We start from the raw sequence: 22,967 nt of genomic DNA, 5'->3' as shown, positions 1-22,967 counted from the left end.
GGCGCGGTCTGAGTACCGCCCGGATACGTTTTACTCATCGTGCAAGGAGCACAACAATGTCACTTCTTCTTTCTCAAGTACGTCAGGTATTTTCGCTGCGCTCGATGTGGATATCCATGGCGCTGATCGTCGGGGCCGTGGCGGCAACGGCCACCCTTGGGGCCAAGGCAGAGATGCTCAGCGGACCGGCGGACGTGAGCTATCTGGTCATGGGCGGGGACTTTGCCATGCTCATCATGTTCTTTGGGGCGTCGCTAGCCGGCGCCGCGGAGATTTCGGCGAAGTCAGCCTCCTGGTTCTATCTGTCCAATAACAACAGGATTGGCCAGGCCTGCCTGCGCGCGGTGATCATCACGGCGGGGATGATGGCCGCGGGCGTGGTGGGCATGGCGTGTGGCATGCTCGGCATGGCAGCGATGGGCCATCCCCTTGATACGAGCACCGTTCACAACCCCGAGCAGAGCCACTACCTGTGGACGGCGCTGGCGTGCTGGGCGTTCTTTAGCCTCTTTGCGGCGCTGTTTGCCCAGGCGTTGGGCAGCGGGGTGGCCGCGGCAGGAATCCTGCTTGCCGATGTCTTCGTCGTCGAGCTGCTCATCGCCAACATGGGCCAGGGCTGGCTGAAAACTGTTGGCCTCTACCTGCCCATGGGAAACACCCACGTGCTCTTTGAGGGGATACCGCCCGTCATCGACCACACCCCCACCCAGGCGGCGATCACCCTGGTGATCACCCTCGGGCTGGCGGCAATCGGCTGCGCGGTGGCGGTGCAGCGACGCGCGATCCGCTAAGCAGGATCGCCGGCGACGACGACGGTCAGCTGCGTTGGGCCGGAATGCTCCACCGTCAGCCCCGCCTGCTCGGCGATGGCGGCCACCTCGTCGGGAGTCTCGGCCGGGGTTGGAGCCAGCGCCAAGGCCCGCGCCAACTGGCCCTTATACCGCTTGTTAAAGTGGCTGACCACCTTGCGCGAGCCATCCGGGCGCACGGACTCCACGCGGACGGTCAGCGCGCCGGGCACGGGCCCAAGCTGCTGGTAAGCCCCCGAGCGCAGGTCCACGATCAGGCCGTCGCAGCCGCTCAACGCCTCGGTGAGCAGCGGCGTCCAGCGCGCCTTCATGGTGGGTGTCGTGCCATCGGGGCGGGGCAGCTTGGTGGTGCCAGACAGGCGATAGTGGGGGATGAGGTCGTGTGCTGCCACCACGCCAAAAAGTGCGGAGCCGATGGTGATGCGCGACCGCGCTGCGGCGGGCAGCGAGGCGGCGTCGAGGGCGTCGAAAAGCACCCCCGTGTAGCGCTCGATGGCGGGCATGGTGGGCGAGGAGAACAATTCGGTGTTGGCCTGCGCCTCAGCGCGCAGGCGCGCAGAGATCTTCAGCACCTCTATAGCGCGGTCCACCGGCAGGGCGGACAGGTCCCTGGCAATCTGGGCGCGCACCGGGTTGAGGCTGGCAAAGGAGAGTCGGTCCAACTCCAGCGGGCTCCCGGTGCCGCCGGCACGCTTCGTCTCAGAAGGCGGCAGCACAATCAGCATGGCCAACACCCTAGCGGGTAGAGTCTCAAGGCATGATTACGCGCCTTTCCACCCTGTTTCTGCGCACGCTGCGCGAGGATCCCGCCGACGCTGAGGTCCCTAGCCACAAGCTGCTGGTCAGAGCCGGCTACGTGCGCCGCGTGGCCCCCGGCGTGTACTCCTGGCTGCCGCTGGGCCTGCGCACCCTGCGGCGCATCGAGTCAGTTGTGCGCGAGGAGATGGACGGCATCGGCGCCCAGGAGCTACTCTTCCCGGCCCTGCTGCCGCGCGAGCCCTACGAGGTGTCCCACCGCTGGACCGAATACGGCGACTCGCTGCTGCGACTCAAAGACCGCAAGGGCGCAGACATGCTGCTGGGGCCCACCCATGAGGAAATGTTCACCTCCGCGGTCAAGGACCTCTACTCCTCCTACAAGGATTTCCCGGTCACCCTCTACCAGGTGCAGACCAAGTACCGCGACGAGGAGCGCCCGCGCGCAGGTATCCTGCGCGGCCGCGAGTTTGTGATGAAAGACTCTTACTCCTTCGACATGGATGACGCCGGGCTGGACGAATCCTATGCGCGCCACCGCGGCGCCTACCAGCGCATCTTCGATCGCCTGGGGGTGGACTACGCCATCTGCGCGGCCACCTCCGGGGCGATGGGCGGATCCGCCTCCGAAGAGTTCCTGGCCTACGCCGAGACCGGCGAGGACACCTTCGTGCGCGCCACGCAGGGCGACTACGCCGCCAATGTCGAGGCAGTGGTCACCCAGGTGCCTGCGGCTCAGCCCATCGCGGGGCAACCGGAGGCCACGGTGCACGAGACCCCAGATGCCTCCACCATGGACACCCTGGTGGCGTGGGCCCGCGATGCGGGAATTACTATCGACGGCCGCCCGGTCGAGCTGTCCGATACCCTCAAGTGCCTCGTGGTCACCGTCACCCAACCAGGCGGCGAGCCCGAGCTGACCGGCATTCTGCTTCCCGGTGACCGGGAGGCGGACGTCAAACGCCTGGAGGCCTCCTTCGAGCCGGCGGAGGTTGCCCTTGCCGACGAGGACACCTTCAAGGACAACCCCTTCCTGGTCAAGGGCTACGTGGGGCCGAAGGCGCTGGCAGCCAACGGCGTGCGGGTCCTGGCCGACCCCCGCGTCGTGGAAGGAAGCTCCTGGATCACCGGCGCTGATGAGAAGAACCACCACGTCGTCGGCATGGTCTGCGGCCGGGACTTCACCCCCGATGGCACCGTCGAGGTCGCCGAGATCAAGGAAGGCGACCCGGCACCCGACGGGCAGGGCACCCTCACGCTGGCCCGCGGCATCGAGATCGGCCACATCTTCCAGCTGGGCCGCAAGTACACCGAGGCCTTCGACGTGCAGATCCTCGACGAAAACGGTAAGCGCGCCGTGCCCACCATGGGCTCCTACGGGGTGGGGGTGTCCCGCCTGGTGGGTGTGCTCGCCGAGCAGCACCACGATGACAAGGGCCTGATCTGGCCCGTGGCCGCGGCGCCCTACCAGGTGCACGTGGTGGCCGCGAACAAGGACGCCGCAGCGGTGGCGGCCGCCGGTGACGTTGCCGATCAGCTCAGCGCGGCGGGACTAGACGTCCTGTTTGATGATCGCCCCAAGGTCAGCCCGGGCGTGAAGTTCAAGGACGCTGAGCTGCTGGGCATGCCGTTCATCGTGGTGCTCGGCCGCAACTTCGCCGAGGGCAACGTGGAGCTGCGCGTGCGCGGCGGCAAGACCTCACAGGTGCCGGTCGGCGAGATCAACGACACTGTCCGCCAACTGGTCCAGGAGGCGCAGTCCCGCAGCTAGCCTGCGCCCGGGTGGTCACTAGTGACGCAGGGGCTAGGCTTGGGGACCATGAGAAAGTTTTTGATTGGCCTCCTCGGCGGGGCCGGCGTGCTCCACTTCCTCCGCCCGGAGCCCTTTGACAGCATTGTTCCCAAGCAGGTCCCCGGATCGGCGCGTTTCTGGACCTACGCCTCCGGCGTGGGCGAACTCGCGTGCGCCGGGCTGCTGGCCGCACCGCAGGACAAGGCCCGCCGCGCCGGCGGTTTGGCCACCGCGGCACTCATGGTGGCGGTGTGGCCGGCGAACTTCCAGATGGCCGTCGACTGGAACAAGAAGACCTGGTGGCACAAGGCCATCGGCTGGGGCCGCCTGCCCCTGCAGCTGCCGCTGATCTCCGGCGGCTGGAAGATCTGGAAAGACCCGCAGGCGTAGCCGGAGCCTGGGCGCTAGCGCAGATACGCGGCGCTCAGGGCAGCAATGATGACCCACTCGGCGCTGTGGGCGCCCGCCGCGCTGGCCGTCCACGCGGCAGCGGTCTGCTCGGCGGCCTGAGAGACAAAGGCTGCCGCAGTCTGCGCGTCAGTGGGTTCGGGGATCGCGCTAAACAAGTATCCGGGGGCGGGGGATACCGGCGTGGGAGTGGCACTCGTGGTGCTCCCTGCGTGCGCCGAAAGCTCATTGAGCATGCCAATGCAGGCCAGGTGCGCGGCCACGGTGCGGCGCAGCGCCCCGGCCTGGGAGGAATCGATGAACGCCTGCGCCTGGGTAAGGCCATATTCGAGGGCGTATTCGCGGCTGAGCATATCCGCAACCGCCGCTGAATCCGCGTCGAGGACGGCGGTGGCCTGCGAGCTGTCCAGCAGCCCAAAGGTGTATTCGGACAGCGGATCCTCGCTCGGCTCCTTCTTGGCGGTGTCCAGGAGATACCCGGCGAGCTCGACTGCCTGGGTGGCTACAAGGCCACGCGACTGCTCGGGGACGCGCACGAGGGCATCGGCGGTGACACGCAGGGCCTGATCCGGACGGGCGGCGTCGGCGGCCTCAGGTGACGCGGAGGCCTGCGCATCCTGTTCTGTGTTCTGCTCCTGTGTGAGATCACAGGACTGCGGAGCCTGCCCATCGGGGAAGGTTCCACACAGGCGCGCGGCTTCCGCAACCAGGCTGTCAGCTTGGGCAGCCCGGAGGGCAGCAAAAGACCCATCCGGTGCCGCCTGCGAATCCGTACGAGCCAGATGCGCCAGCGCCATCACGGCGGAGTCCGGACGTGGGCCAAAGACCCTATCCATGGCCCCAGAGACCTTTGGTGACGTCTCCTCCACAGTGCAGGAGGCAAGGCTTAAGCCAACGGCGACGGCACAGCAGGCACCCAGCACTCGGCGACGAGTGGGGCGCAGGGACAGGGAACGCGAAGACAACCACGGCACAGGCAAGACCTTACCGGCTGCGGCGCTAGGGTAGTGGCTATGGCATTCCCTACCGTCGAAGAGCTGACAGATCGGCTGCACGTTGTCCTCCGCCCCCATGGATGGGATCTAGAGGGCGTAGTGGTCACGCGCGCCGGGAAGAAGTCCCTCGTCCGAGTGGCCGTTGATGCTGATCAACAGCCAGATTTAGACCATTTGGAAGCGGTATCGCAGGAGATTTCCACGCTTTTCGACGCCGCCGAGGCCGCCGGAGAGCTCAACTTCGGCGCCGGCTACACCCTGGAGGTCACCTCCCGGGGGGTGGATGCGCCACTGAACGCGCCGCGGCACTGGCGGCGCGCACGCCATCGACTGGTGCGCGTTACTGGCACAGATATCGCGGGACAGCAGGTGGATGGGGTGTGGCGCATCGGGGATGTGTCTGCCGCGGCGGATCGGGTGGTCCTGGTCTCAACGACGGGCAAGACCCCGCAGGTGCGGGTCCTGGATTTGGACTCGCCCTACAAGGCAGTGGTACAAATTGAGTTCGCCCAGCCGCCGGAGGCGCAGCTGGAGCTCACCAGAACCGACTTTGATAACGCCATCGCTTGGCAGGAGGATGATAAGTGAATATCGATATGGGTGCGCTTGCCACGATCGAATCCGAACGCGGAATTCCGGTCGAGGACCTGCTTTACACCATCGCCGGGGCGTTGCTTTCGGCGTATCGCACCTATCGGGGGGTCGGCGCGAGCCAGGGGGATACCGCCACTGCTGAAGAGGGCGGCTCCACGGAGAAGGCGCGGGTGGACATTGATCCGCAGACTGGTGCCGTGCGCGTGATCGTCACCGAGTTCGGCCCGGAGGGCGAAGAACTCAGCCACTACGACGACACCCCGGATAACTTTGGCCGCATCGGCGCCACCGCGGTGCGCGATTCCATCATCAAGAAGATGCGTGAGGCGGAAACCGGCGTAGCTTTCGATGCCTACCAGCATCTTGAGCAGACCGTGGTCTCTGGCGTTGTGCAGCGTGATGCGCGGGCCAATGAGCGCGGCATCGTCGTCGTGGAACTGGGCACCGAGCACGATCCCCAGGACGGCATCCTGCTTCCCGCCGAGCAGATTCCTGGCGAAAAGCTCAAGCACGGAGACCGCGTCAAGGCATTTGTTGTTGGGGTCAACCGCGGGCCGCGCAATCTCCAGATCAACCTGTCCCGCACCCACCCGGAGCTGGTTCGCGGCCTCTTCGAGCTGGAAGTCCCGGAGATCGCGGACGGCGCCGTGGAGATCGTGGGCATCGCCCGGGAGGCCGGGCACCGCTCCAAGGTGGCCGTGGCCCCGAAGGTGCGCGGCATCAACGCCAAGGGCGCGTGCATTGGCCCGCGCGGCCAGCGGGTGCGCACCATCATGGATGAGCTCGGCGGCGAGAAGATCGACCTGATCGATTATTCGGAGAACCCAGCCGACTTCATCGCGCACGCCCTCGCTCCCTCTAAGGTGGTCCGCGTGGAGATCCTCAACGCGGAGGAACAATCCGCGCGCGTGATCGTCCCGGACTACCAGCTGTCCCTGGCCATTGGCCGCGAGGGCCAAAACGCGCGCCTGGCTGCGCGGCTGACCGGGTGGAAAATCGATATCCATTCAGACGCGGAGTGATTCACCCAAACAACGAGGGCGTTCGTTGTAACAGTTGGGAGGGCCTAACCAACCTGAGTGCTTCTTTGGGCGATGCGTCTGATGCGCGTGCTAGCTGTATTAGAGGCCACAGCACTCAGGCTTCCCGCTGGAGCTCCCTGCAGAATGAGTGATGCAAGAAGCTCCAGGTTTAGGACGGGATCCTCCCATGCCGGGCAAATAGCGCCAAGGCCAGGTAGTCCGACAGGGCGGGCCTACTCCCCTTGGGGCCGTTCTTATAAGCAGTCCGTATATTGCGCCCTGCCGTCTACTCGGCATGAAGCTTGATTGCCGTAGGGACTCAAAATCTGCAGGGCTTCTACAGTCTGGTAACTGGACGGGTATGGCGACTGTGGGGGTGTAGCAGAGGTTTTGAGTGCGCTGGCGGTTGTTGCGTTGTTAGTGGTGATGGTTAAACTGCCTGCGACGGCTGTCAGTGTACGAGGGAATCTCCCCATGGGTCTCTCCTCCGTAGGCGGTGATTTCTACGTGGCTAGAACACGAGTGAGGAGCCGGTGTGTGATCTGCTTCGAAAGTTGCGCGAATTGCGGGAAATCGCCGAGCTTAAGGCCTCCTAGGCGAAGTCCTCAGCAGGCATCGTTATGAGCTCGATGATGGCGGGGCTGAACAGAATGTCTGGGCCCGTCCCCGGGTTCAGAACGAGTCCAGCGATGCCGTAGATCTTGCGGAGCTGGAGCTGCGCCTCGCGGGGCAGGGAGGCGAAGAGCGCCTCGGGGTCCTCCCACACGGGGTAGACAAGCGCCGGATCCATGTTGACCATGTGCACCCACTGTCCGTCTGGGCGCTGCTGGTAGCAGGTGCCGCGGCTGATGTAGTCGCGGGTGAACAGGCAGTGGACTGTCTTGCCGTAGGGCGAGTAGACGGGCTGGTCGGTGACCTCGTGGTAGGGGCGGTCTGCCGGGGGCAACTCAGGTGAGGCCTCAAGTGCGTTGGCGGCGGTTGCGCTGGTGGTGGCGATGAGGAGGGCGGTGGCTGCTAGTGCGCGGGACAAGCGTCGCATAAGGATCTCCGTTTGAAGTGACGGGCGTTTACTTGAGTCATCCCCAGAATCGGGTGTGGTGTTACATCCTGGGACGGATCAGCCTACGAAGTAATATGCGCTGTACGTTCCGGAGTAGGCGATGAGTCCCTGTGTGTCGGCGAGGAGCGCTGTCCGAGGTGCTCACACGCTCAAAATGCACTGGAGGCGGCGCAGGTGCAGTGGCAGCTGCAACTGTGATTGGTGGGCACGCTTGTGAAGGTGCTAACGATAGGCTCGTGGCCTTGCTGATCGGGGCGGGTGGCGTGGCCATAGGCTTCGGATCGTGGTGGTGGGATGCGTAGGTCGTGCAGGTCGAGCGGCTGACTCAGCGGTGGGTAGTGCATGTGGGGAATCCTGAGCTCCGTGTGAATCTCGCAGTCTCATCGCTATCGATTACCCCAGTAGGCGCGGAAAAGCGGGGGGATGACCCCGATTGCAATGATCGCTACAAGGAGTACCCAGTGCTGAGTGGTAATGGCCAAAACCAAGCTAAGTAGGACGAGAGGGACATTCTTTCGGTCGAACATGGGTGCTTTCTGTTCTTTGGTTTCGAGGAGGATACTGGTGTCGTCCCACGTACTGGCCATGGTCTGCAACGACGTTTAGCTTTGGGGGGGGGGGGGGGCGCTTCATCTGTGCTGCCCTTTTGTTTGCAGGCGTGATAATTGGGACCGCTCCACCGGTAGCCTATTGTAGGCTACCAGAAGCAGATGCTTATGGTTTTGTCTCGCGTTTTGGGTCCGTTGTTACCTAGCTAAACGCAATGAGCGATGTAGATCAGCGACTGTGAATGTGTCATGGGAGCGTTGGCTCTTAACCACACGTAACCGCACTACGTGTATCCACTTCTCCGTGGAGTTTGCGGCCATCGTGCCAGTTAGCGTGGGTGCATGTTGCCGGGCACGCTGCTCACCCCATGCGAGAAGGACGTGATCCCCGGTGATCCACTTCAGTTCCGCCTGCGGGGTAATGGCCTCAACATGCTGCGAAGGACCCAACTGATACAGAGCCACGGGAATTGCCTCAGCACGGGCGGCCTGGGTTGCTGCTACTCAAGGCGGCGGAACGCACAGCTGCTTCGGTGCGGGTTGATCTGCAGACGTGAGGGGGTCCGGATCGACAACGCGCATAGCTTTTCGCGTTTAGGGTCCCCATCGGGCACGGTTACAGCCGCGGAGTGCAGGGTTACAGCAAAGTGTCCCACACAATTCCCGGGCGCATTGCGGCTAGAGCCAGCGGCAGCCTGTGCAAACTACAAAAATCTTGGGCGATCGCGTAACATGTTCGGCGGCCCTGTGTGACAAGCGCGTCGTGCCCGCCCCCGAAAAGTGGGGCTGTGGTTCCGGCGCGTCGATACGCGTGGGGGATGGTTAACAATTCCGCCGGAATGATCAGGAGATGGATGCACCGCATGGTCGAACGCACCGCTGGCGCGCAGCGCGCCGCGACGTCGACAAGCACCACGCGAGTGCGCACCTGCATTGCCACGCGGACCCGTCATCCCGAAGCTGAGCTTTTGAGGTTGACGGCGGATCCCGCTGATTCCCACATGATTGTGCCTGATCCACGTCGTCGCGCCCCCGGGCGAGGCGCGTGGATCACGCCCACGCTCGACGCACTCGACCTGGCTGAGAAGAGGCGCGCCATAGCGCGCGCCCTGAAGGTATCCGCCCCGGTGGATACGAGTCGCGTGCGTGCATTCCTTGAAGCGAAGGACCCTGTGCGCAACGCGAACAACAAGGAAAAGGAAGACCGAACACTGATGAGCACCCGATGAAGCATCAGCGATGAACGTCAAGAACCGTTCCTGAGAACCCTGCCGGGTCACCGGCACTGGCTCTCAGGACTAACACCAGAGGAGAGCAGTGCCCGGAAAACTCCGTGTCCACGAGCTGGCTAAGCAGCTCGGAGTGACAAGTAAGGAACTACTCGCAACGCTCAAGGAGCAAGGCGAGTTTGTTAAGACTGCATCGTCCACCATCGAACCCCCGGTGGTGAAGAAGATGCGCGCCTTCTACGAGAAGGATAAAGAACCTGCGCCGGCCCAGCCGGCCAAGCAGGCACCGTCTGCTACGCCGGGGGCTACCCGTCCGGCACCCAAGCCGGGGCGTACCGCCCCGAAGCCGGGTCCCGCGGGGGCCAAGCCGGGCCCCAAGACCCCGGCCGCAGCGCCCCAGCAGGCCGCAAAGCCGACGCCTGCCCAGCCCGGCAAGCCGGCGCCGAAGCCTGGGGCTAAGCCCGCTGCCCCCGCTGGACAGGGCCCGAAGCCCGGTGCTCCGAAGCCGGGAGACGGCGCCCCCAAGGCGGGCAAGCCCGCACCCAAGCCCGGTGACGGCGCGCAGAAGGCTGCGCCGAAGCCGGGTGGAGAGCGCCCGCGTGCCGGCGTCAAGCCGGGCCCCAAGCCCGGTGGCCGCGCGCCCCGGGTGGCCAACAACCCATTTTCTTCTGGCGGCGGGGAGCGTCCCGCGCCGCGTCCGGGCGGCACCCGTGGGGCTGCACGCCCCGGTCCGCGCGGCGAGGGCAAGCCGTCCCGCGACCGGCAGCGTCCGGCACCGCGTCCGGGTGGTAGCTCCGGTTCCGGTAAGGCGCCGACTCCCGCGATGATGCCGGCGCACCCCAACCCGGGGCAGATGCCGGCGAAGTCTGCTAGCGGCAGTCGGGGCGGTCGCGGTGGCTCGGCCCACCATGGTCGTCCTGGTGGTACCACCGGCGGCGGCGGAGGATTCCGCGGTGGCCGGGGCGGTCGTCGCGGCGGAACCGCGGGTGCCTTCGGGCGTCCGGGTGGCGCACCGCGTCGGGGCCGGAAGTCCAAGCGGCAGAAGCGCAATGAGTATGAGGCAATGAAGGCGCCGAACGTCGTCGGCGGCGTGCACCTTCCTGACGGCGGCGGCTCCGTGCTGCGGTTGCGCCGCGGTGCCTCCCTGTCTGATTTTGCTGAAAAGATCGGCACGGATGCGTCGTCGCTGGTGCAGGCCTTGTTCAATTTGGGCGAGATGGTGACCGCGACGGCGTCGGTAAGCGAAGAAACCCTCAAGCTGCTCGGCGAGGAGATCAACTACAAGGTTGAAGTTGTCTCCCCCGAGGATGAGGACCGTGAGCTGCTGGAGTCCTTCGACCTGCAGTTCGGTGAGGATGAAGGCGGCGAGGATGACCTTGCCAAGCGGCCTCCGGTGGTGACCGTCATGGGCCACGTGGACCACGGCAAGACCCGCCTGCTGGATACCATTCGCCACGCCAACGTGGGCGGCCGGGAGGCCGGCGGCATCACGCAGGGCATCGGTGCGTACCAGGTGACCGTCAACGTTGACGGCTCGGACCGGGCCATCACGTTCATCGATACCCCGGGCCACGAGGCGTTTACCGCCATGCGTGCCCGCGGTGCCAAGTCCACCGATATTGCCATTCTGGTTGTCGCCGCCGATGACGGCGTCATGCCGCAGACCGTGGAGGCCATCAACCACGCGAAGGCGGCTGACGTGCCGATCGTGGTGGCGGTCAACAAGATCGATAAGCCGGAAGCGCAGCCCGACAAGATCCGCGGCCAGCTCACCGAATACGGCCTGGTCCCGGAGGAGTACGGCGGCGACACGATGTTCGTGGACATCTCCGCCAAGCAGGGACAAAACATTGACTCCCTGCTGGAGGCCGTGCTGCTGACCGCCGACGCGGCGCTGGACCTGCGGGCCAACCCGAACATGGATGCCCAGGGTATTTCCATCGAAGCGCACCTGGACCGCGGCCGCGGCCCGGTGGCCAGCGTCATCGTGCAGCGCGGCACGCTGCACGTCGGCGACTCCATCGTCGCCGGCGACACCTACGGCCGCGTGCGCCGGATGGTCGACGAATACGGCAACGATGTTGAAGAAGCCGGCCCCTCGCGTCCCGTGCAGGTCCAAGGCCTCAACGGCGTGCCGGGTGCTGGCGATAACCTCCTGGTTGTGGAAGATGACCGCGTGGCGCGTCAGATTGCTAACCAGCGTGATGCTCGGCGCCGCAGCGCGGAGGCGGCACGCAACCGCAAGCGCGTCTCCCTGGAGGACCTCGACGAGGTGCTCAAGGAGCGCTCCACCCTCAACCTCATCCTCAAGGGCGACAACGCCGGTTCGGTGGAAGCCCTGGAGGACGCCCTGCTCAAGATCGAGATCGACGACGAGGTCAGCCTCAACATCATCGATCGCGGCGTGGGTGCGGTCACCCAGACCAACGTCACCCTCGCGGCGGCGTCGGACGCCATCATCATCGCGTTCAACGTCCGCTCGGAAGGCAAGGCCACCGAGGAAGCCAACGCCGAAGGCGTGGACATCCGCTACTACACGGTGATCTACCAGGCCATCGACGAGGTGGAGTCTGCTCTCAAGGGCATGCTCAAGCCGGTCTACGAGGAGCGCGACCTGGGCGAGGCGGAGATCCGCCAGCTGTTCAAGGCCTCTGCAGTGGGCCTCATCGCAGGCTGCATGGTCGAGTCCGGCAAGATGCGGCGCAACGCCAAGGTGCGTCTGGTGCGCGACGGCAACGTCATCACCGATTCCGCCTCCATCACCTCGCTGCGGCGCGGCAAGGACGATGCCACCGAGGTTTCCGCCGGTTACGAGTGCGGCATGGTCCTGTCCTACCCGGATATTTCCGTGGGCGACAAGATCCAGGCCTTCGAGATGGTCGAGGTGCCCCGCGAGTCCTAAACGGATAGCGGCCCGATGTCAGGCCGGGTTCCCAGCCGGGTCTCCGGCCTGATGTCCTACCATCCGCCACGATCCCCGTCGCGGCCCCTGCCTCTTTACAGGCGCGGGCGGCGGCGGGGTTTGTGCATGTTTCGGCGCTGCGGGCCTCGGCGCGTGCGACAGGGTAGACTCTTTTGGATGAATGCGCCCCGTACACCGCGGGGCGGCAACCCCCTGTTGTCTACCAGAAGGAAGGACCACCATGGTTGATCACGCACGTGCCGGACGCATGGCCAAGCGCATCCAGACCATTGTTGCTACCGCGCTGGAACGGCAGGTTAAAGACCCACGGGTGGAGCTGATCACCGTCACGGATTGCCGGGTGACCGGCGATCTGCATGACGCCACAGTGTTCTACACCGTCCGCGGCCGTCAGATCGGTGAGGAGCCGGATCTTGACGCCGCCGAGCAGGCCCTTGGGCGGGCGCGCGGCCAGCTGCGCAAGCTGGTAGGCGATGAGCTCGGCGTGCGCTTTACCCCCACCTTGTCCTTTGAGCTTGATACGGTCCCGGAGACCTCCGCGAAGATGGAGGAGGTGCTGGCCCGGGCCCGCGCGCGCGACGCGGAGCTGGCCAAGCTCAAGGAGCAGGCGACTCCCGCGGGTGAGGCTAACCCATACAAGGACAGCGTTGTTGAGGAGTCCTAAGGTGGCCCAGGCCCGTACTCAGGTGGGGCTTGCCGACGTCGCCTCCGTACTCCAGGACGCAAAGCGCGTCGCGGTCATCGGGCACCTGCGCCCGGATGCCGATGCGATCGGCGCGGTCACCGCACTGGTCACGGTGCTGCGCCGCCGGGGCATTGAGGCGCGCGGTTTTGTGGGGCAGACGGAGCGGTTCGCGGAGAATCTGTACACCATTCCTGGTGCCCGGGACGTAGCCGTGGGGGCGCACCTGATGGACGCGGACCTCTACGTGTGCGTGGATTGCGGTTCGCTGAATCGAACCGGCGCCTTTGCTGAGGACCTGAAGGAACATTCGGATCGGCTCATCGTCATCGATCACCACGCCTCCAACGAGGGCTTCGGCCGGTGGAATCACGTGGATGCCGCCGCCGAGTCCACCACGGTGATCCTCTATGACCTGTTTGCCCAGCTCGGCGAGAAGATTGATACTTCCGTTGCCCATTGCCTGTACGCGGGCCTGGTCACGGATACGGGGAGCTTCCGCTGGGGCTCGCCGCGCATGCATGTCATCGCCGCGGACCTGATTGATCGCGGCATTGACGCCCGGCAGATTGCCACGGACTTGATCGATGAGGTCAGCGCTTATGATTTGGCGATGATCGGCAGCGTGCTCGCCGGGGTGCGCGTCCTCCAGATTGATGGGGTGACGGCCGCGGTGCTGGTGGCCGACCATGAGACCGTGGTGGGCCATTCCGCATCGGCCGTGGAGTCGCTGGTGGACTTTGTCCACTCGGTGACCGGGACTGACCTGGGAGTGGTGTTTAAGGCGACGTCGGCACGCACGTGGGCGGTCTCGCTGCGCTCGCGGGTGTATGACGTTTCTCAGGTGGCGGCCCGCCAAGGTGGGGGAGGGCACCGCCCTGCGGCCGCGTATACCACCGCCGGCACCCGCCAAGAGGTTATTGATGAGCTGGTCGCCGCCGTACGCGACATTTCACCCCAGGCGGTGGGGGGCACGACCCGGTGAGTCACACCCAAGAGGTCAGCGCGCGCCAGATCCTCTCCCTGGCCTTGCCCGCCCTGGGCGTGCTGGCTGCCACTCCGCTGTACTTATTGCTCGACACCGGGGTGGTCGGCCACCTGGGGGGCTTTGAGCTTGCCGCTCTCGCCACCGGCACTGCCATCCAATCCCAGGTGACCACCCAGTTGACGTTTTTGTCCTATGGCACCACGGCGAGGGCCGCCCGCCTATATGGGCAGGGCAAGCGCGCCGCCGCGGTCGCCGAGGGCGTGCAGGCGACCTGGGTTGCCGTGGCCGTGGGCCTGGTGCTCGCGGCGGTGGTGGCCGCGGGCGCCCCGGCGTTGGCCACGTGGCTGTCCGGCGATAGCCAGCTCGCCGCTGAGGCCGCCCGCTGGATGCGCGTTGCGGCGATTGCCATCCCGCTGACGCTGGTGGTCATGGCCGGAAACGGCTGGCTACGCGGGGTACAAAACACCAGGACGCCGTTGGTCTTTACCCTCGCCGGGGTGATTCCCGGCGCGGTGGCAGTGCCGCTTTTTGTGGGGGCATGGGGGATTGTGGGCTCGGCGTGGGCCAACGTGCTGGGGGTTGCGGTCACAGCGAGTTGTTTCGTCGGCGCGTTGGTTCGTGAGCGTCCCGAACACTGGGCCCCGCGGTGGTCGGTGATGAAGGCCCAATTGGTGTTGGGGCGCGATCTCATTGTGCGCTCGGCTTCCTTCCAGGTGGCGTTCCTGTCCGCTGCGGCGGTGGCGGGCCGCTTCGGTGCCGCGGCGCTGGCGGGCCACCAGATCATGCTGCAGCTGTGGAACTTCCTCAGCCTGGTGCTTGATTCCTTGGCCATTGCCGCCCAGGCGCTCACCGGTGCGGCCTTGGGGGCGGGGACGGTGCAGCGGGCGCGCACGGTTGGGGTGAAGGTGACCCAGTACTCGCTGGTTTTCGCGGTGGTGCTGGCGGGCGTGTTCGTGCTCGGCCGTACCCTCATTCCGCGGGTCCTTACCAACGATGACCAGGTGATTGCTGCTGTGTCCGGGCCCTGGTGGCTGATGATCGTCATGGTGATTCTCGGCGGGGTGGTCTTCGCTCTTGACGGGGTGCTGCTGGGGGCATCGGATGCCGCCTTCTTGCGCAATGCCACCGTGGTGGCGGCCCTGTGCGGGTTCGTCCCCGGAGTCTGGTTGGCCTACGTTCTCGACGGCGGTCTGACCGGCGTGTGGTGTGGGCTGGTGGCGTTTATGGCCATCCGGCTGGTTGCAGTGGTGTGGCGTTTCTGGTCTATGCGCTGGGCCGTCACGGATGATGGTGGCAGCGGTGCTGCTGGACTGGCAAGAAAGGGCTAAGACGTGAACGACTCGACGCCGGCGACTCTCTGGGCTGTGGCGGACCTGCATGCCGCGGTGCGCGCCAACCGGGAGCGCATCGCCGCCATCGAGCCGAGCTCCCCGCGCGACTGGCTCATCGTCGCCGGAGATGTCGCCGAGTCGACTTCACGGGTCTTAGAGACGCTATCTGACCTGCATGCCCGCTTTGACACGGTGGTGTGGGTGCCGGGCAACCACGAGCTGTTTAGCCGGGCGACGGACGCCCACAAGGGCAAAGACAAATACGCGGATTTGGTCGCGGGCTGTCGCTCCATGGGCGTGTTTACCCCAGAGGACCCCTTCCCGGTCTTCGATGGGGTGACGGTCGCGGGGCTTTTTACCCTGTATGACTACTCCTTCCGCGGCCCCGGGCTATCGGTGGCACAAGCCCTCGAGCAGGCGCGTGCCCGGGATTTTGCGCTTTTCGACGACGTCGCTATCGCCCCGTTCGTCGACGTGCGGGCATGGTGCCAAGAACGGTTGGCCTACAGTATCCGGCGGCTATCCACAGTGACGGGGCCGACCATCCTGGTTAACCACTGGCCGCTCGTCCGTGAGCCCACGCGCCTGCTGCGCTACCCCGACCTGGCGTTGTGGTGTGGAACTAAGCACACCCGCGGGTGGGCAGAGCGCTACCAAGCCCACGCAGTGGTCTACGGTCACCTGCACATGCCCGGGGTGACTCGGGTGCGCGGTGTGGACCACATCGAAGTCTCCCTGGGCTACCCGCGCGAGTGGGGGCGCAGGAGGACCACGCACCCCTGGCCCTACCCGGTGCTGGTGGAAGGCCAGGGTAGGACGCCGTGATGAAAGCCGATTTGTTTCCCCCTCAGGCGGCCTTCTGCTACGTGGTCACTGACCCCCACGACCACGACCTGAGCAACTACCGGGCGCTTCCCGTCCTTGAGCAGACCCTGGTCTCGCGCTCGGTGGACCTGCGCAAATCAGAGTTTGGCGATGCCCGCTGGTGTGCCCACCAGGCACTATCCCAGCTGGGTGCAGATGCGCGTGCCCCCATCCTGCGCGGCGAGCGTGGGATGCCGCTGTGGCCCGAGGGGTTCACCGGATCGATGACCCACACCGAGGGCCTGCGCGCCGCGGTGGCCGCCCCCACCAGCGCGGTGCGCTCACTGGGTATCGATGCCGAACCAGCTCTGGCCCTGCCCGGAGGTGTGCTTGGGGCCATAGCACGCACCGGCGAAGTACCGCAGCTCGACCAGCTCCGCGCCGGGGGCGTGGACTGCCCGGACCGGCTGCTCTTTTCGGCCAAGGAGGCCGCCTACAAGGCGTGGTTTCCGCTGACGCGCCGGTGGCTGGGCTTTGAGCAGGCGGAAGTTGACCTGCGCGCAGACGGTACCTTTGTGGCCTACCTGCTGGTCCGACCCACCCCGGTGCCGTTTATTTCCGGGCGCTGGCAGATCACCGATGGGTTCATCATCACCGCCACGGCGGTCACCGAGGTGGCGTCCCAGCGCTACCTGCGCGTCTAAATTGCGGGGTCCCAGCTGTCTGTTAGTGTTTTGCCAACGCCCCGTTTCATGCACCCCACGGTCAAGCAGCCAGGAGCTTCCATGCCGACGAATTCCAGCAACCACACCAGGTAGGAAAGTCTTTTTCCTTTAAAGGGGCAGCGGTGCGCCGCAGTCCCTGGGTGATCGAGTGTGTGCTGATGATCAAGGTTCCTCCTGCGGGAGGAAAGACAATCGTTGATGCTGGCTGGGATCCTGGCGGATTCGCAACCAGGAGTGGGGTGAAAAAATGAACAAATTTCTCGTGGTCATTGCTGCTGGCTGGCGAGTGTCGCCGTGGCGCAATCTCACCGTCGTGCTTGCCATCGTGTGTTCTTCAGCGAGCGCGGTGGCGGCGCCCTATGTCCTAGGGCAGGGCGTAGGTGCCATGACGGAGGCATCGGATCGAGCAGAATTTCTGCGCGAGGCTGTGGCCGTGGCCATCGCGTATTCGGTGCTGTGGCTAACTGGTTCGTGCCTGACTTATCTCATCTATCCGCTCTATGGATTTATTGAGCAGCGTCTGCAATCAGAGGTCATGGCCGGCAGTCTTCGCGATAGTATTCGTGCTGACCCGGCTATTCGCCACCGACTAGACGACGGCGAGATTTCCTTCGCCATCGACAGCGAGGGCGCTGCCTATCGCGAGTGTCTGTCGGGGTTTTATCTTTCCGTGCTTCCGGCCGGTCTGCGCCTCGCGGCCGGGTTGGGGGCAGTGGTCATGGCTAGTTCCTGGCTGGAGGCGGTGATCGTGCTCGCAGCGGCAGTCGCCTACAGCCTGGCGAGCACGCCACTTATTACCGCCCATCACAAGGCGCAGTCGGCATTCTTCAAGGAAAATACGCGCAGCTTTGGTGTCCTTGGCAATTGTCTCTCCCTTTGGAAAGAAGCGGTGACGTTTGGGGTCGAAGGGTTTTTGACCGCACGCTATCGCGCGGATCGGTGCACCGTTGAACATGCAGCAGCAGATTCCTATTGTGCAACCAGGCGCCTGTATGTGGCGCAAGGCAGTGTGCTGGCTGCAACGCTATGCTGCCTGGTCTTTACAGTGAGCTCACGCGTGCCGGTAGCAGATGCCCAGGTGATCGGGGCGATTGTCGCAACTGTAGGAATCGCGGTTGCCGCAATTAGTCCGCTGCAGTCTGTTGGCTTTGGCATCTCTTCATTGGTGGTCGCCATCGCCCAACATGACGAGGCGCAGAAGAAGATCCGCCCGCCGCACCGGAAACAGGAGGGGATAGCCCCTGCGGGACGCGAACAGATCGAAACAGTTGTCGCACTAGCTGACCGTCACCCCGGCAGGCCGCTGTGGATCCTCGGGCCAAGCGGGTCGGGCAAAACGACCCTCGCGGAGGGCCTGCTGGGCCTCAATGCCTCCGCGGTATCAATCCCCGATGCATCCGGGTACGTCCAACAATCACCTGGACTCCTCAACGCCTCAGCTCAGGACAACGTGGTTTTTGGCCGCGCGGTTTCCGGCGAGGCAGCGGACACACTGCTAAGAAGAGTTGGGCTCGCGTCCTTCTGCGCCGGCGGGGCTGATCACCTGCGTGACGTTGCTGGTGAGGGGGGTGGAGTGTCGGGAGGCCAGCGCCAACGCATTGCCATCGCCCGGGCGCTGGCATCTACGGGTGGGGTAGTCGTGTTGGATGAGCCGACGAGCAGCCTCGACGCTGCAACACGCGCAAGAATCTGGCAGCTCATTGAGGACTACGCCACGCGCAACCGGGTCATCGTGGCTACGCACGACCCAGATGCTCCGATTCGCAATGGAGATGGCGTTTACCGGCTGGCAGGCGCTGGCGGAGAGCCTTAAGCCGCCCAGGTGTGCCTCTACCCCAGCGTGGCCGGCCGGGCGACAAAGACGGTGCGCAACCGCTTGCCTTCCTCTGCGACCAAGGCCACCACGCGCCCGTCGGGGCCGACTGCGGCGTGGGTGCCTGCCAGCCCACGGGGCTCTAGCCACTTGCCCAGGGCGAGGGCCTGGTATTCCTCCGCGGTGACGTCCAGGCGTGGGTAGCAGGCCAGCAGGGCCTCATCGAGGGTGAGTGAGAGCTCGGGGGTGGATTCGATCTGGTCGAGCGGGTGGGCATCGTCAATATGGAAGGGTCCCACCGCGGTGCGGCGCAAGGCGGTGATGTGCCCGCCGACGCCTAAAGCCTCGCCGAGGTCGCGGGCAAGCGCGCGGATGTAGGTGCCAGATGAGCAATCCACGGAGACATCGAGGTCAATGTGGTCGTCTGCGCGGCGAATGCCCAGGATGTCAAAGCGGGTGACGGTCACAGGCCGGGCGGGGATGTCAAAGTCCTCGCCGTCGCGGGCGCGCTGGTGGGCGCGCTTGCCGTCGATCTTGATGGCAGAGACCCTGGTGGGCCGCTGCATGATGTCTCCGGTGAGGCTGGTGGTGGCGCGGGCGAGGGCGGCGTCGTCAAGCAAAGAGAGTGCCTGCGGTGAGGCGGTGGGGGTGATGGTGCCCTCGGCGTCGTCGGTAGTGCTGGTGGCGCCCAGGCGCATGGTCGCGTCGTAGGACTTTGTGGTGGCCACCAGGTGCGCCAAAAAGCGGGTGCCGCGGCCAATCCCCATCACCAGCACCCCGGTGGCCAGGGGATCAAGGGTGCCGGCGTGGCCGACCTTTTTGGTGCCAAACGCTCGGCGCAGGCGCCCCACCACGTCGTGGGAGGTCATGCCCGAAGGCTTGTCAACGATGACGAGTCCGGAGCCGGAAAGGGGATCGGTCATAGCTTAAGGAGTCTATGCGTTAGCCTAAACGGGTGGATATTTGGCATGGACTAGCAGAAGTCCCCTCCGACATGCAGGGTTGCGTAGCCACCATCGGAGTTTTTGACGGCGTGCACAAAGGCCATCAGGCCCTCATCCGCGCGGCGGTGACGCACGCCCAAGACCAGGGCGCCCGGTGCGTCATGGTCACCTTTGACCCGCACCCCATCAGCGTGTTCCTCCCCGGCCAAGCCCCCACGCAGCTGACCTCCCTGCAGCAGCGGTGCGCCCTGGCCGAAGAGTTGGGCATCGACGCGGTGCTGGTGGTCAACTTCACCCGCGAGCTGGCGGGCCTAAGCCCGGAGCTCTACGTCACCTCGCTGCTGGCCGATACCCTCCATGCCACGGCCGTCTTTGTGGGAGAAAACTTCACCTTCGGGCGCGGGGGAGAGGCCAACGCGCACACCCTGCGGGAGCTGGGCGCGCGCCACGGGATCGCGGTGACCATCGTGGACCTGCTGCGCCAGGACGGCCAGCCCCTGTGCTCCTCCCTGGTGCGCGACCTGTTGGCCCAAGGCGATGTCTCCGGGGCGGCGCAGGTGCTGGGCCGCAATTATTCGGTGACGGCCAAGATCGTTCACGGCCAGGGGCGCGGCGGCGCCCAGCTGGGCTATCCCACCGCTAACCAGTACTTTGCTGAATCCGTCGCGCTGCCCGTCGATGGCGTGTATGCGGGCTGGGTCACGGTGGTGGAGGACTGCACTATTGACGGCGATATTGCCGCCCGGCAGGCTTACCCTGCAGCCATTTCAGTAGGCACTAATCCCACCTTTGGGGACCATCCCCGCAGCGTGGAGTCCTTTATCATCGGGCGCGACGCGGATCTTTATGGCCGCACCGCCACCGTGGAATTTGTTGAGCACCTGCGCCCCATGGTCAAGTTCGAAGGGGTCGATGACCTGCTCGAAGCCATGGGTCGCGATGTTGCCCGAGCCCGCGAGATCCTCGGGGCATAAGGCCGGCGGGCGGTCAACTGCGGACAGGATAGACTTGCCGGGACACACAATTTTGTTCCCTTTCTCATCCAAGAAGGCAGGTCTGACAACCTCATGACTCGCAAGATCATCCTCGACCTTGATACTGGCGTCGATGATGCCCTGGCCCTGGCGTATGCCCTCGGCTCGCCGGAACTCGAGCTCATCGGCGTGACGTGCACCTACGGCAACGTTCTTATTGAACAAGGCGCCGCCAATGACCTAGCACTGCTCGACCTGCTGGGCCACCCCGAGGTGCCCGTCTACGTCGGCGAGCCGCACGCCAGCACCACCGACGGCTTCGAGGTGCTGGAGATCTCCGCGTTCATCCACGGCCACAACGGCATCGGGGATGTGGATATCCCGGCGTCTGCCCGCAGTCTCGAGCAGACCAGTGCGGTTGATTTTCTTATCGACGCCGTGGCCACCCACGGGGATGATCTGGTCATCGTGGCCACGGGGCCCTGCACCAACCTTGCGGCGGCCATGGCCAAGGACCCCACCTTCGCGGACAATGCGCACATCGTCATCATGGGCGGCGCGCTGACCGTGCCGGGCAACGTCAACGCCTGGACCGAGGCGAACATCAACCAGGATCCGGAAGCTGCCGACACCGTGCTGCGCCAGGCCAAGGACCTCACTATGATCGGCCTGGACGTCACCCTGCAGACCCTGCTGACCTACCAGGACACCGCCGTATGGCGCGCCCTGGGCACCCCCGCCGCCACGGCGATGGCGGACATCACGGACTACTACATCAAGGCCTATGAGACCACTGCCCCCTACCTGGGCGGCTGCGGCCTGCACGACCCGCTCGCCGTGGGCGTGGCGGTGGATCCATCCCTGGTCACCTGCTTGGACATCAACCTCAAGGTAGACACCGAAGGGGAGACGCGCGGGCGCACCATCGGGGATGAAAAGCGGCTGCGCGAGGCCACCAAGACCTCACGCGCCGCCGTGGGCGTGGACGTGGATCGATTCTTAAAGGAATTCATGGCCCGGATCGGCTCAGTGCTCGAAGCACGCGATTAGTCCCACCGAGCGTTGGCTCGTTTGGTCAACCACTGTGACTCACACAGAAAGGACAACCGCCATGACGTCTTCCCCGACCCCGACTGCGGCGGATACCACCGTGGACACCACCAAAGTGCTCAAGGCCATGCCGGGGCTGGTGTTCATCTTTGTCTTCGGAATCCTGTGTCTGCAGGCATTCAACTTTGTCTTTGCGGACATCGGAGCAGACCTGGGGGCCCCAGAGCAGGCCTCACTGATTACCGCCATTCCGGGCGTTGTCCTGGGCATCGCCTGCGTCATCTATGGCTCCCTCGGCGACTTTGTGTCCCTGCGCCGGCTCATGCTCGTGGGCCTGGTGCTCATTGTGGTCGGCTCCGTGCTGGGGCTGCTCAGCGGCTCAAGCATCTGGTTAGTCATCATCGCCCGGGCAATCCAGACCGCCGGCTGCCAAGTCGCCGGTTCCGTCTACCTGGTGGTGGCCACCAAATACGCCCCCGGGGCCAAGAAGGTCATCTACTTTGGCGTGTTCACCGCGGCCTACCAGTTTTCTACCGCGGTGGGCATTGTGGCGGCGGGCCAACTGTCCCGGGTGAATTGGACCTGGTTGTTCATCATCCCGCTGTTGTCCCTCTTCTTCGCCCCGTCGCTGCTGGCTAACTTGCCCGATGTGCGCGGGCGCGCCCAACGCATTGACGTCATCGGATTTGTCATCGCGGGATTCATGGTGGGCAGCCTGGTGATCTTCTTTAGCACCCAAAAGTGGTGGCTGCTGGGCCTGTTCGTTGTCCTCTTGGTGGTCTTTGGCGCCTACATTGCCAAAGCCAAGGACCCATTTGTCAGCCCCGCGTTTTTTGCTAACCGCCGCTACCTCATGGCGGTATCCCTGATCCTGGTGTTCTACCTTGGCCAATACGCTATGAACCCGCTGTTTAACTCGGTGGGGGCTGCGCTGTATGGGCGCAACACCATGGCCATGTCCTTCGTGCTGCTGTGGGCCAACCTCGTTGGTGGGGCCACGGGCATGCTCTCCGGGCGCATTGTGGGCTGGATCGGGCGCGGCCCGGGTATTCTCCTGGCGGGCATCCTGATGGCGCTGTCCGCGTTCCTCGCCGCCTTTACGCTGGAGTCAGGGATCTGGGCTATCGGGTTGAGCGCCATCTTCTTCTTCGCCGGCTTGGCCATGATGTACTCGCCCGTGGTGGACACGGTCGTGGGGACGGTTGACGTGTCAGAGTCCGGCCGCGCGGTGGGGCTCAATGACCTGGCGATGAACGTCTCCCCGTCTATCGGCGTGGCCATCTTTGGTGCGCTGATGAGCAGCTCTGCCTTCGCCCAGGTGACGGTCACGGGGGCGAGTGCGGGCCAGGCGGCCCACTTCTCCGTCATCTTCCTCATCCTGGGCGCGATCAGCGTGGCCGGGGTGGTGTGGTTCCTGGTGGTGCGCCGTCATCTCTACGCGGATGCGTGGGGGCGCGCCAGCGCACAGGAGTAGCTATTTTTCACCTGGATTGGGCCCTGTGGTAGGGTCTGGTCCAGGT

General features: G+C 65.0%; 20 protein-coding genes. 16 read left to right on the top strand and 4 right to left on the bottom strand.

From position 1 onward, the window contains the following. Positions 1-56: 56 nt before the first annotated feature. The gene (locus tag LH390_RS06940; protein ID WP_227282004.1) at positions 57-791 is read left to right on the top strand and encodes a hypothetical protein; all 735 of its coding nucleotides are present in this window, start codon (positions 57-59) and stop codon (positions 789-791) included. Here the strand turns inward: LH390_RS06940 and yaaA are convergent. After that, positions 788-1,534: a peroxide stress protein YaaA gene (yaaA, locus tag LH390_RS06935; RefSeq protein ID WP_227282005.1), complete on the bottom strand. Its 747-nt coding sequence runs from the start codon at positions 1,532-1,534 to the stop codon at positions 788-790. The genes LH390_RS06940 and yaaA overlap by 4 nt on opposite strands. 32 nt (positions 1,535-1,566) lie before the next feature. On the opposite strand from yaaA, the gene LH390_RS06930 reads away from it, so the two are divergent. Continuing rightward, on the top strand, positions 1,567-3,336 hold the full coding sequence (locus LH390_RS06930) for a proline--tRNA ligase (RefSeq protein ID WP_227282006.1): 1,770 nt from the start codon (positions 1,567-1,569) through the stop codon (positions 3,334-3,336). A 48-nt stretch (positions 3,337-3,384) separates the two neighbouring features. After that, positions 3,385-3,747, top strand: a complete 363-nt coding sequence (locus LH390_RS06925) for a DoxX family protein (protein ID WP_227282007.1) — start codon at positions 3,385-3,387, stop codon at positions 3,745-3,747. A 14-nt stretch (positions 3,748-3,761) separates the two neighbouring features. On the opposite strand, the gene LH390_RS06920 is transcribed toward LH390_RS06925, so the two are convergent. Then, a complete protein-coding gene (locus LH390_RS06920) occupies positions 3,762-4,739 on the bottom strand; it encodes a hypothetical protein (RefSeq protein WP_227282008.1) in 978 nt (325 codons plus the stop codon). Positions 4,740-4,778: 39 nt separating this feature from the next. Between LH390_RS06920 and rimP the strand changes: the two genes are divergently transcribed. Together rimP and nusA are read left to right on the top strand one after the other, a co-directional pair. Further along, complete coding sequence (gene rimP, locus LH390_RS06915) at positions 4,779-5,348, top strand: ribosome maturation factor RimP (protein ID WP_227282009.1); 570 nt, start codon at positions 4,779-4,781, stop codon at positions 5,346-5,348. Continuing rightward, a complete protein-coding gene (nusA, locus tag LH390_RS06910) occupies positions 5,345-6,376 on the top strand; it encodes a transcription termination factor NusA (RefSeq protein WP_227282010.1) in 1,032 nt (343 codons plus the stop codon). Before rimP ends, nusA begins: the two co-directional genes overlap by 4 nt. Positions 6,377-6,968: 592 nt before the next feature. On the opposite strand, the gene LH390_RS06905 is transcribed toward nusA, so the two are convergent. Then, complete coding sequence (locus LH390_RS06905; protein ID WP_227282011.1) at positions 6,969-7,415, bottom strand: hypothetical protein; 447 nt, start codon at positions 7,413-7,415, stop codon at positions 6,969-6,971. 1,432 nt (positions 7,416-8,847) lie between these two features. Here LH390_RS06905 and LH390_RS06900 point away from each other — a divergent pair. The 8 genes from LH390_RS06900 (at position 8,848) to LH390_RS06865 (ending at position 18,479) form a co-directional block, all read left to right on the top strand. Further along, positions 8,848-9,213 (top strand): YlxR family protein, encoded by a 366-nt coding sequence (locus LH390_RS06900; RefSeq protein WP_227282012.1) that lies wholly within the window; start codon positions 8,848-8,850, stop codon positions 9,211-9,213. A gap of 88 nt (positions 9,214-9,301) precedes the next feature. Beyond that, positions 9,302-12,115, top strand: coding sequence for a translation initiation factor IF-2 (infB, locus tag LH390_RS06895; protein WP_227282013.1), 2,814 nt, complete (start codon positions 9,302-9,304; stop codon positions 12,113-12,115). A gap of 241 nt (positions 12,116-12,356) precedes the next feature. Next, a complete protein-coding gene (gene rbfA, locus LH390_RS06890) occupies positions 12,357-12,800 on the top strand; it encodes a 30S ribosome-binding factor RbfA (protein WP_227282014.1) in 444 nt (147 codons plus the stop codon). A gap of 1 nt (position 12,801) precedes the next feature. Continuing rightward, complete coding sequence (locus tag LH390_RS06885; protein WP_227282015.1) at positions 12,802-13,803, top strand: DHH family phosphoesterase; 1,002 nt, start codon at positions 12,802-12,804, stop codon at positions 13,801-13,803. After that, entirely contained in the window at positions 13,800-15,134 is a 1,335-nt protein-coding gene (locus tag LH390_RS06880) for an MATE family efflux transporter (RefSeq protein WP_227324233.1), read from the top strand. The genes LH390_RS06885 and LH390_RS06880 overlap by 4 nt, the downstream gene beginning before the upstream one ends. A 3-nt stretch (positions 15,135-15,137) precedes the next feature. Then, positions 15,138-15,962, top strand: a complete 825-nt coding sequence (locus tag LH390_RS06875) for a metallophosphoesterase family protein (RefSeq protein WP_227282017.1) — start codon at positions 15,138-15,140, stop codon at positions 15,960-15,962. Continuing rightward, positions 15,959-16,645 (top strand): 4'-phosphopantetheinyl transferase family protein, encoded by a 687-nt coding sequence (locus LH390_RS06870; RefSeq protein WP_227282018.1) that lies wholly within the window; start codon positions 15,959-15,961, stop codon positions 16,643-16,645. Before LH390_RS06875 ends, LH390_RS06870 begins: the two co-directional genes overlap by 4 nt. Before the next feature lie 268 nt (positions 16,646-16,913). Further along, a complete protein-coding gene (locus tag LH390_RS06865; RefSeq protein ID WP_227288178.1) occupies positions 16,914-18,479 on the top strand; it encodes an ABC transporter ATP-binding protein in 1,566 nt (521 codons plus the stop codon). A gap of 17 nt (positions 18,480-18,496) precedes the next feature. On the opposite strand, the gene truB is transcribed toward LH390_RS06865, so the two are convergent. Beyond that, entirely contained in the window at positions 18,497-19,402 is a 906-nt protein-coding gene (gene truB, locus LH390_RS06860; protein ID WP_227282020.1) for a tRNA pseudouridine(55) synthase TruB, read from the bottom strand. A gap of 32 nt (positions 19,403-19,434) precedes the next feature. Here truB and LH390_RS06855 point away from each other — a divergent pair, with 32 nt between their 5' ends. The 3 genes from LH390_RS06855 (at position 19,435) to LH390_RS06845 (ending at position 22,921) form a co-directional block, all read left to right on the top strand. Then, entirely contained in the window at positions 19,435-20,397 is a 963-nt protein-coding gene (locus tag LH390_RS06855) for a bifunctional riboflavin kinase/FAD synthetase (protein ID WP_227282021.1), read from the top strand. A 93-nt stretch (positions 20,398-20,490) separates the two neighbouring features. After that, the gene (locus tag LH390_RS06850; RefSeq protein ID WP_227282022.1) at positions 20,491-21,447 is read left to right on the top strand and encodes a nucleoside hydrolase; all 957 of its coding nucleotides are present in this window, start codon (positions 20,491-20,493) and stop codon (positions 21,445-21,447) included. A 61-nt stretch (positions 21,448-21,508) separates the two neighbouring features. Further along, the gene (locus LH390_RS06845) at positions 21,509-22,921 is read left to right on the top strand and encodes an MFS transporter (RefSeq protein WP_227282023.1); all 1,413 of its coding nucleotides are present in this window, start codon (positions 21,509-21,511) and stop codon (positions 22,919-22,921) included. The last annotated feature ends 46 nt before the right edge of the window (positions 22,922-22,967 follow it).

Origin of the sequence: Corynebacterium uberis (assembly GCF_020616335.1) — a bacterium.
Lineage (GTDB): Bacteria > Actinomycetota > Actinomycetes > Mycobacteriales > Mycobacteriaceae > Corynebacterium > Corynebacterium uberis.
This window is presented reverse-complemented; position numbering and strand designations above follow the sequence as displayed.